Raw genomic sequence first — 8,390 nt, forward strand, 5'->3', positions numbered from 1 at the left:
TTGCGGAGCGGCTCTCCGACCTGGTCCAGGCACGTAACAATCTCGAGGCGCAGAAGAGCGAGCTGATCGCGACCACCGAGGCGCTCAGCGTCGCCAAGGACGCCGCGGAAGCCGCCAGCCGGGCCAAGTCCGACTTCCTGGCCATGATGAGCCACGAGGTCCGCACGCCCATGGCCGGCATGATGGGCATGATCGACCTGCTGGCTGCGACCGATCTCGACGACGAACAGCGCAGTCTGGCGAACATCGCCCATGAATCGGCCCGCAACCTGCTCACCGTCGTCAACAACATCCTCGATTTTTCCAAGCTCGAGGCGGGTCAGTTCGAGCCGGAATCGATCCCGTTCAGCCTCAGGCATTCGATCAACGCGGTCACGCTGCTGCTGGCGCCCAAGGCGCGGGAGCAGGGCCTGCAGCTCAAGACCTCCATCAGTGACGATATGCCGGCTCATCTGACTGGCGATCCGAGCCGGCTTGGCCAGATCCTGCTCAACCTGGTCGGCAACGCCATCAAGTTCACCGACCAGGGCTCGGTCGAGATCGCCGCGTCGCACCGCGTCGTAGCCAACGGGCTGATCGAGCTTCGCATCGACGTCATCGACAGCGGCGCCGGCATCCCTCCGGAGGTCCAGGCGTCGCTGTTCACCCCGTTCACGCAGGCCGACACCTCGGTGTCGCGGAAATATGGCGGCACCGGACTTGGTCTCGCGATCTGCAGGCAGCTGTGCCGGACCATGGGCGGCGATATCGGCGTCGAAAGCGAGATCGGACGCGGCAGCAGATTCTGGTTCACGCTGCGGTGCCGTGCGGCCGAGGCGCCGCCGAAGATCATGTCGCCCTCGCTCGCGCCCTCGCTCGACCCGGAGGCCGCCAATCTCAACATCCTGGTCGCCGAGGACAACTTCATCATCCGCAAGCTGATATGCAAACTGCTGGAACGGCAGAATTTCCGGCCCGACCTGGTCTGCAACGGCAAGGAGGCGGTCGCCGCGGTTCGGCAGAAATCCTACGACCTGGTGCTGATGGACATGCAGATGCCCGAGATGGACGGCATCTCGGCGGCCCGGGCGATCCGCGCGCTGGCCGGCCCCGAGCACGACGTGCCGATCATCGCGCTGACCGCCAACGCCCTGATGGGGCAGCGGGAAGAGTGCCGCGCCGCCGGCATGAATGATTTCCTCACCAAGCCGATCCAGCCGGATACGCTCTATGCGGCCATCCTGCGCTGGGGCACCGCGAAGGCCAAACTGGCGTCTGAGCCAGATCGCGCGGCAGAAAGTTATCGCTAGACCCTCATATCCATCCAAGCACCAAAACCGACCGGTCTCGGCGTTCTTCAAGCCCGTGCCAGATCGCAGCGGACCTGCTCGATCATATCTATCTGGGTCGCCAAGAAAGTCGAAGATGGCCTGGAGCAATAGCTCAAGGCGCGGACCTGCATCAGCTCAAAATCGGCAACCTGCCGCTGCGTTGTCCGAGACACGCTCAGTCTTCTTCGCTCCTCTTGCTTGAGCGCCTTGATATATCGCAGTGCCGCTCGGTGCAGTATTTCCTGCGACGCCCTCCGGTTGCCCAGACCGCGCTGAACTTCCTGCACAAGCTGCTCCGGGACGTAAACCGCAATGAGGCGTCCCTCGCAGATCGCGATGGACCGGTGCGGGAAGCTCGACCGTCAACTTCACCGGCTTATCCTCAGCGATAGCACCGAGCTTAAGTTTTGCCACGCACCTCTCCCTACCCTCTGTATGGCTCGAGGACGAGGTCCCGGTTGACGATCACGCGGACCGGGAACCCCGGCCGGATCGTCAACGTCGGCTGGATGTCAAGATTGCGTTGAACGACTTTCTGTCCGGTCTGGTTCAGGCTGTCGCTGGATCCTCGACGGAGCGCTGTAATGACGTCAGCATTGCTGCCCGTGCCGGTGGTTGATCCAAGTTCGCTGCCGACGCCAAGCAAGGTGGATAGGAGCGCAGCCTTGAAGAGGGCACCCCAATGATTGTCGACCTCGTCCTCAAGCCCTGCATAGCCCGCGGTATCGGCACCAGGCTGACGCTCCAGCACGATCGAGCGGCCGCTCGGCATGATCAGGCGTGTCCAGACCAGCAGCACACGCGACTGCCCGAACGCAACCTGGCTATCATAGATACCTATCAGCCGGGTCCCCTGCGGCACGAGAAGGAAACGCCCGGTTGCGCTGTCGAAAACGTTCTCGGTCACCTGGGCCGTGATCTGGCCGGGCAGATCCGAGCGGATCCCCGTAATCAGCGCCGCGGGAATGATATTGCCGGCCTGCACGACATAGGTTGACGCGGGTGCGGCGACACGATCCGGGCTTGTGGTGCGGGTATCGACTGACGCATTGACGAAAGCGAGTTTGCGGTCCTGACCGTTCTGCGCGAACGCATTGTCTGAGGCCGGCTGTGCCGGCTGGCTCGTCTGGTTGGGTGCGATTGCCGAGGCACCGACCGAGGCAGCTTGTGCGATCGAGGATGCCACCTCCCGGACACTGGTCGAGGCGAACAATCGGCTCAGGCGGGCTGCTTCGACTTCCTGATCGAGACGTTGCTGCTCGGGATCGGTCGCTGCTGTGCCCGCAGAGGGAGCTTTTTGCGCGTTCACGATCGGCCGTCCGAGATCGCCCGGCAATGGCGGCCCGAGCGATGGCACCTGGCGGGGTACGCCGGCGTAATCACGCGGCAAACGTTCCAAACCGTCGGCAACATTGTGATGGTCTGTCGTGAAGAGCTCTGATGGCGCAGTTGTATACGACCGATTGGTCTGCAACGCCCACAACGTCGCTCCGAAGATGGTGGCCAATCCGATAGCCGCCGCGCCAGCCAGAACCTTCCTGGAAAGCCTTGTGACGCGTGGACGCTCGGCGCCAAGGCGCATGGTTTCCGATCGGCCGGGTTCATTTTCAGCGCCAGGGCGAATAGCGCTTTTCTCCTCCCCGCTCACCGGGCCCTCCCGTCGACCCGGCTGATTCGAACGGTCTCCTGATGCTCGCCGCCCATACGAAGCTCGGCGGCGGCGAACAGGCGGTCGACGATGTAGTAGTTCTGCCGGACGCGATAATTGACGAGTTGACCATCGCCTTCGGGACCTATGACGAACAGAGGCGGCGCCTCTCCTTCCCCGATTCCGCTGGGCATCTCGATATAGACCTTCGCACCGTCGTCGAATGCAGAGACCGGGCGCCAGGGCGGATTGTCGCCCTCGATTGCGTAGCGGAACCGCAGCCGTGAGATATCGACGCCGGTCTCGATGGGCGCTGCGGCATCCGCGCTGGCGTTCTGCCGGCGCAGCGCAATCAGTTGATCCTCCGGATACTGCCAGGACACGGACGCCATGTAGGTCTTTTCCGCGGAACGAAGCTCCAGGAGATAGGTGCGGCGGTCGGTATTGATGACGAGATTGGAGGTGAGATCTGGCCTGGTCGGCTTGATCAGGATGTGGATGCGCTTGGTGGCACCTGTCCCGCTCTCGGTATCGCCGATGATCCAGCGCACGGTATCGCCAGCCGCGACCGGTCCGGAACCAACGAGTTGCTCGCCTTCTTGCAGGGCAACGTCGGTGATCTGCTCCGGCGCCGCGTAGACTTGATAAAGCGCCCCTGGCGCAAACGGATAGACCTGAACGGCGTTGATATAGCCATTGCGGGTCGGCTGCACGCGAGCAGCCGCGTTGGCCTTTTCAACGCGCTGGCGGGGATCGGCGGATTCCGGCTTCGACTTGGCTCCGTGCAGCGGCTTGAGCTGCCCGGGAAGCGGCAGCAGCTTTGGCATCTCGACGATCTCGACCGGCTTTGGCGGATCGGCAAGCTGGACGGCGGGCTGTGCGTCCTCGTCATAGGAAATCGCCGGCGGCGGTTTCAGCGGAATGGTGCAACCCGCGACCACCGAGAGCGAAAGAGCGAGAGCCGGCAAGGTAGCGTTGTGCGATTGCTTCACCGTCAAAACTCCTTCGACCAGTTGATGGCGTTGACGTAGACCCCAAGCGGATTTTTCCGCAGACGATCGGCGTCGCGCGGCGTGTCGATCACGACGGTCAGGATGGCGGTCCAGCGCTCGGTCGAACTCAAGCTGCCGTTCTCGTAAGTGCGCTGGATCCAGGCTACGCGAAACGAGGTCGGCGAGGCCCGGATGACGCTGGAGACCTCGACCGAAATCTGCAGCTTGCCCAGACTGGCAAAGGGGTCGTTGGAGCGGGCATATTCATTCAGGGCCGCGGCGCCGCGATCCGTCGTGAAATCATAGGCCCGCAGCCAGTCCTGGCGCAGCACGATGGCGTCGGTGGGCAGTCCCCTGACATCCTCGATGAACCGCGCCAGGTGAAATGCGATCTGTGGATCACTCGGCTGGTAGCTGCCATCGGCCGGCGCCACGGCCTGGGCCTCGCCGAGGCGATCCACCTGCACCACCCACGGCGTCACGGTGCCGCGAATGGATTGCCAGACGAGCGCGGATGCGAGGCCGGCTGACAGCAGCAGGCAACCGAACGCCATCAATCGCCAATTGCTGGCCTGCACGCGGGCCGAGCCGATCCGCTCGTCCCAGACTTGCGCGGCCTTCTGATAAGGGGTTTCTGGCGCGGGCGTTCGGCCGTAGCGCACGGAAGGTCGTTTGAACATCACCGCTCCCGTTCAGAAAGGTCGACGGAAGCGCCGCCCCCACCGTGATCGCCGGAGCGCACCGCATTGGTTGCCGCGGACACACCCCGGCTCACCGTCCGCGATGCCTTCATGCGCGCGGCCCAGGCCGGCGGTTCGGATGATGTGCCCGCGGAAGCTCCGCCCTGCCCGGCCTTACCGGCATTCGATGCCGTCTCACCCGCCGCACGGCGTCCGCGACTGCTGACATTGGAAGCAGCGGAGGCGAGCGAAGCGCTGCCACGCGCCGCGCCAGCCAGCATTCCGCCCGCGGCCAGACCAGTGCCGGCGACACCGGCAGCAACGATGCCACCGGCCGCAGCACCGGTCCCGACGGCTGCACCCGCGCCCAGCTGCGGACCGCCTGACACGATGCCGTTGGCAATCCCGGGGCCGAAGATGCCGAGCGCCAGGAGGGACAACGCCGCCAGCACCATGGACATGGCGTCTTCGATGGTGGGCTGATTGCCGCCAAATCCCATGGTGAATTGCGAGAACAGGGTCGAACCGATGCCGACGATCACGGCAAGCACCAGAACCTTGACGCCCGATGAGATGACGTTGCCGAGGACGCGCTCGGCGGCAAATGCCGTCTTCCCGAACAGGCCGAAGGGGATCAGCACAAAACCCGCCAGCGTCGTCAGCTTGAACTCGATCAGCGTCACAAAGAGCTGGATCGCCAGGATGAAGAAGGCGAGCAGCACCACGATCCAGGCGAACAACAGCACCACGATCTGGATGAAATTTTCGAAGAAGCTGATGTAGCCCATCAAGCCCGAGATCGAGGCCAGGAGCGGACGGCCGGCGTCGATTCCGACCTGCGCGACCCGCCCCGGGCTCAAGAGGTCGGCCGTCGACATGCCCGTGCCGGAGGCCTTCAGGCCGATACCCGCGAAACTCTCGAAGACGATGCGGGCGAGATTGTTCCAGTTGCCGATCAGGTAGGCGAACACACCGACGAACAAGGCCTTCTTGGCCAGCCGGGCAACGATGTCCTCATCGGCCGACCAGCTCCAGAATATGGCCGCGAGCGTAATGTCGATGGCGGCGAGTGTCGTCGCCAGGAATGCGACCTCGCCATTGAGCAGGCCGAAGCCCGAGTCGATGTAACGGGTAAAAACCTCGAGGAAACGGTCGACGACGCCGGTCCCACCCATCACCGGGTCCTCCCCTGGTCGACCTCACGCGGCGGCGCTTGGTCCTGGCTCTTCGGCAGCCCCGCAGGCGCATTGGACGCTGGCTGAGTTGGCAACTCGGTCGATTTCGCCGAGGCGAAGAAATGTTGACGGTTCTCGGCCCATACGCGGCGGCAGGCGTCGAGACCTGCGGTGTCGTCCGACGTGATCGTTCGACAGCGCCTGAGTGCACCGATAAGAGGCTCTGGTTCGCCGCGCTCGACTGGCGCCAGGACGGCCCTGTCTTCGCCGCGTCGAGTCTGGAACACGACTAGCGCGGAAGCGAGTGTGACGAACACGACTGCGGCGACCCGCGCGATCTTTTCCGGAACGAGATAAGAGCTCATCAATGGAACATCTGAACGGTGGTGGGTTGATAACCGGCACCCTGGGTCAGGAAGCGCCGAAGCTGCTCCCTGCCCTGGTCCTGCGCGGAGGTACGCTGCGCGGCTTCCAGGTTCTGCGCGCGCCCTTGGGCTGCGACCGTCGCGGTGAGATCGGCAAGTTGCTGGGCCAGCAAAGCAGACAGCTGGTTACCGGCTTGCGTTGCCTGCAACGCTCCCGTCGCGGACTGGCTCGAGGTCACAAGTGCCGACATCTGGGTGCGGTTGGTATCGAGATTGGCGACGACGCCGGCTTGCACCCGCAAAGCATCCTGCAACGCCGCAACCGAGGTCTGCCAGCGCGCCTGTGCGTTCGCTATCAGCGTCTGGCTGGATGCGGACGTCGAAGCCGGAGCGTAGGTCGTGGAGAACGCGTTATTGATCTGCCCGACGTCGTAGGCGATACGCTGCGCCTGGCTGAGAAGCTGCTGGGTGCGCTGAATCGAGGATTGCAGCTGCTGCAGCGACGAAAATGGCAGGTTGGCCAGATTCTTCGCCTGATTGATCAGCACCTGCGCCTGGTTCTGCAGCGACGTGATCTGGTTGTTGATCTGCTGCAGCGCGCGCGCGGCCGTCAGCACGTTCTGCGCATAATTGTTCGGGTCGAACACGACGACCTGCGCCAAAGACGGCGGCACCGTGAAGCTGACGGCGAGCGCGACGGCACCGACCGCAGTAAGGCGGCTGAACCGGCTCATGATTTATGGCTCTCTGCGGGAAGATCCGGGATGATATCCACAGCCCAGGAGAGCCCGCGGTGTTGCAGCCAGGCGGCAACAAAACCCTCGCGTCCATGTTTGGTAACGATCTGCTGGATATCAGCCTGATCCGCCTTCGAGGACGCAGCCGTAAAGGCAAGGGCGACGGGGCCCAGACCAAGCTCGAACAGTCGATTGCCCCGCCGCGACTGACAGTAGTAGTCACGCTTCGGCGTGGCGCGGGCGAGGATCTCGATCTGGCGGTCGTTGAGGCCAAAACGCCGGTAGATCGCCGTGATCTGCGGCTCGATCGCCCGCTCATTCGGCAGGAACAGCCGCGTCGGGCAGCTCTCGATGATGGCGGGTGCGATCGCGGAGCCGTCGATGTCCGACAGCGATTGGGTGGCGAAGATGACGGAGGCATTCTTCTTGCGCAGTGTCTTCAGCCATTCGCGCAATTGCCCGGCAAAACCCTCGTCATCCAGCGCAAGCCAGCCTTCGTCGACGATCAGCAAGGTCGGCCGGCCATCAAGCCGGCCTTCAATGCGATGGAAGAGATAGGCGAGCACTGCGGGCGCGGCGGAGGTGCCGATCAGGCCCTCAGTCTCAAAGGCCTGCACGTCGGCCTCGCCCAGCCGCTCGGCCTCCGCATCGAGGAGACGGCCAAAGGGACCGCCGAGGCAATAGGGCTGCAGCGCGCGCTTGAGCGTCTGCGACTGCAATAACACCGACAGGCCAGTCAGCGTGCGTTCCGCAGCAGGCGCCGACGCCAGTGAAGTCAGAGCCGACCAGAGGTGATCCTTTGCCTCCGGGGTGACGACGATGGTTTCGCGCTTGAGGATATTGGCGATCCATTCCGCGGCCCAGGCACGTTCCGCGGCATCATCGATCAAGCCTAAAGGTTGCAGCGCAACTGGTTCGCTGGCGTCGTCCGACAGCGCGCCACCGAGGTCATGCCAATCGCCACCCATGGCAAGTGAGGCCGCGCGGATCGAGCCGCCGAAATCGAAGGCGAAGACCTGGGCATCCGGATAACGGCGGAACTGCAGCGCCATCAACGCCAACAGGACCGACTTGCCGGCGCCGGTCGGACCCACCACCAAGGTATGGCCGACATCGCCGACATGAAGCGAGAATCGAAATGGCGTCGCCCCCTCGGTCCGGGCAAAGAACAATGCCGGCGCACCAAAATGCTCATCCCGCGCGGGGCCCGCCCAGACCGCCGACAGCGGGATCATATGCGCGAGATTGAGCGTCGAGACCGGCGGCTGACGAACGTTGGCGTAGACATGGCCGGGCAACGATCCGAGCCAGGCTTCCACCGCGTTGACGCTTTCGGCCATGCAGGTGAAGTCGCGGCCCTGGATGACCTTCTCGACCAGCCGCAGCTTCTCATCCGCCACACGAGGGTCGTCGTCCCACACGGTGACGGTCGCCGTGACAAAGGCCTGCCCGATTGCATCCGAGCCGAGCTCCTGCAATGCTG

General features: G+C 63.9%; 7 protein-coding genes and 2 pseudogenes. 1 reads left to right on the top strand and 8 read right to left on the bottom strand.

All coding sequences use genetic code 11. The annotated features are described in order from the left end of the window. A partial coding sequence (locus WCB02_RS01800; RefSeq protein WP_423955714.1) for an ATP-binding protein occupies positions 1 to 1,289 on the top strand: 1,289 nt, incomplete at its 5' end. Between the two features lie 348 nt (positions 1,290 to 1,637). On the opposite strand, the pseudogene WCB02_RS01805 reads toward WCB02_RS01800, so the two are convergent. The 8 genes and pseudogenes from WCB02_RS01805 to WCB02_RS01840 form a co-directional block, all read right to left on the bottom strand. Next, positions 1,638 to 1,724: pseudogene (locus WCB02_RS01805) on the bottom strand (DUF2274 domain-containing protein); the annotation flags it as partial. 10 nt (positions 1,725 to 1,734) lie between these two features. After that, positions 1,735 to 2,892, bottom strand: coding sequence for a TrbI/VirB10 family protein (locus WCB02_RS01810; RefSeq protein WP_423955716.1), 1,158 nt, complete (start codon positions 2,890 to 2,892; stop codon positions 1,735 to 1,737). A gap of 62 nt (positions 2,893 to 2,954) precedes the next feature. Further along, positions 2,955 to 3,950 (bottom strand): P-type conjugative transfer protein TrbG, encoded by a 996-nt coding sequence (gene trbG / locus WCB02_RS01815; protein ID WP_423955718.1) that lies wholly within the window; start codon positions 3,948 to 3,950, stop codon positions 2,955 to 2,957. Positions 3,951 to 3,952: 2 nt separating this feature from the next. Beyond that, a complete protein-coding gene (trbF, locus tag WCB02_RS01820; protein ID WP_423955720.1) occupies positions 3,953 to 4,630 on the bottom strand; it encodes a conjugal transfer protein TrbF in 678 nt (225 codons plus the stop codon). Then, positions 4,630 to 5,805 (bottom strand): P-type conjugative transfer protein TrbL, encoded by a 1,176-nt coding sequence (gene trbL / locus WCB02_RS01825; protein ID WP_423955727.1) that lies wholly within the window; start codon positions 5,803 to 5,805, stop codon positions 4,630 to 4,632. Before trbL ends, trbF begins: the two co-directional genes overlap by 1 nt. Continuing rightward, positions 5,805 to 6,170, bottom strand: a complete 366-nt coding sequence (trbK-alt, locus tag WCB02_RS01830; RefSeq protein ID WP_423955722.1) for a putative entry exclusion protein TrbK-alt — start codon at positions 6,168 to 6,170, stop codon at positions 5,805 to 5,807. The genes trbL and trbK-alt overlap by 1 nt, the downstream gene beginning before the upstream one ends. Beyond that, positions 6,170 to 6,904, bottom strand: coding sequence for a P-type conjugative transfer protein TrbJ (gene trbJ, locus WCB02_RS01835; RefSeq protein ID WP_423955725.1), 735 nt, complete (start codon positions 6,902 to 6,904; stop codon positions 6,170 to 6,172). Before trbJ ends, trbK-alt begins: the two co-directional genes overlap by 1 nt. Next, positions 6,901 to 8,390 (bottom strand): annotated as a pseudogene (locus WCB02_RS01840) (conjugal transfer protein TrbE); the annotation flags it as partial. The gene trbJ and the pseudogene WCB02_RS01840, both read right to left, overlap by 4 nt.

This window comes from Bradyrhizobium sp., from assembly GCF_049581145.1.
Classification (GTDB): domain Bacteria; phylum Pseudomonadota; class Alphaproteobacteria; order Rhizobiales; family Xanthobacteraceae; genus Bradyrhizobium.

Bases quoted from the DNA above. Each gene is read 5' to 3' on its own strand.
- WCB02_RS01810 (WP_423955716.1), bottom strand. From the start codon at position 2,892: ATGCGCCTTGGCGCCGAGCGTCCACGCGTCACAAGGCTTTCCAGGAAG.
- trbF (WP_423955720.1), bottom strand. From the start codon at position 4,630: ATGTTCAAACGACCTTCCGTGCGCTACGGCCGAACGCCCGCGCCAGAA.
- trbK-alt (WP_423955722.1), bottom strand. From the start codon at position 6,170: ATGAGCTCTTATCTCGTTCCGGAAAAGATCGCGCGGGTCGCCGCAGTC.
- trbJ (WP_423955725.1), bottom strand. From the start codon at position 6,904: ATGAGCCGGTTCAGCCGCCTTACTGCGGTCGGTGCCGTCGCGCTCGCC.
- trbL (WP_423955727.1), bottom strand. From the start codon at position 5,805: ATGGGTGGGACCGGCGTCGTCGACCGTTTCCTCGAGGTTTTTACCCGT.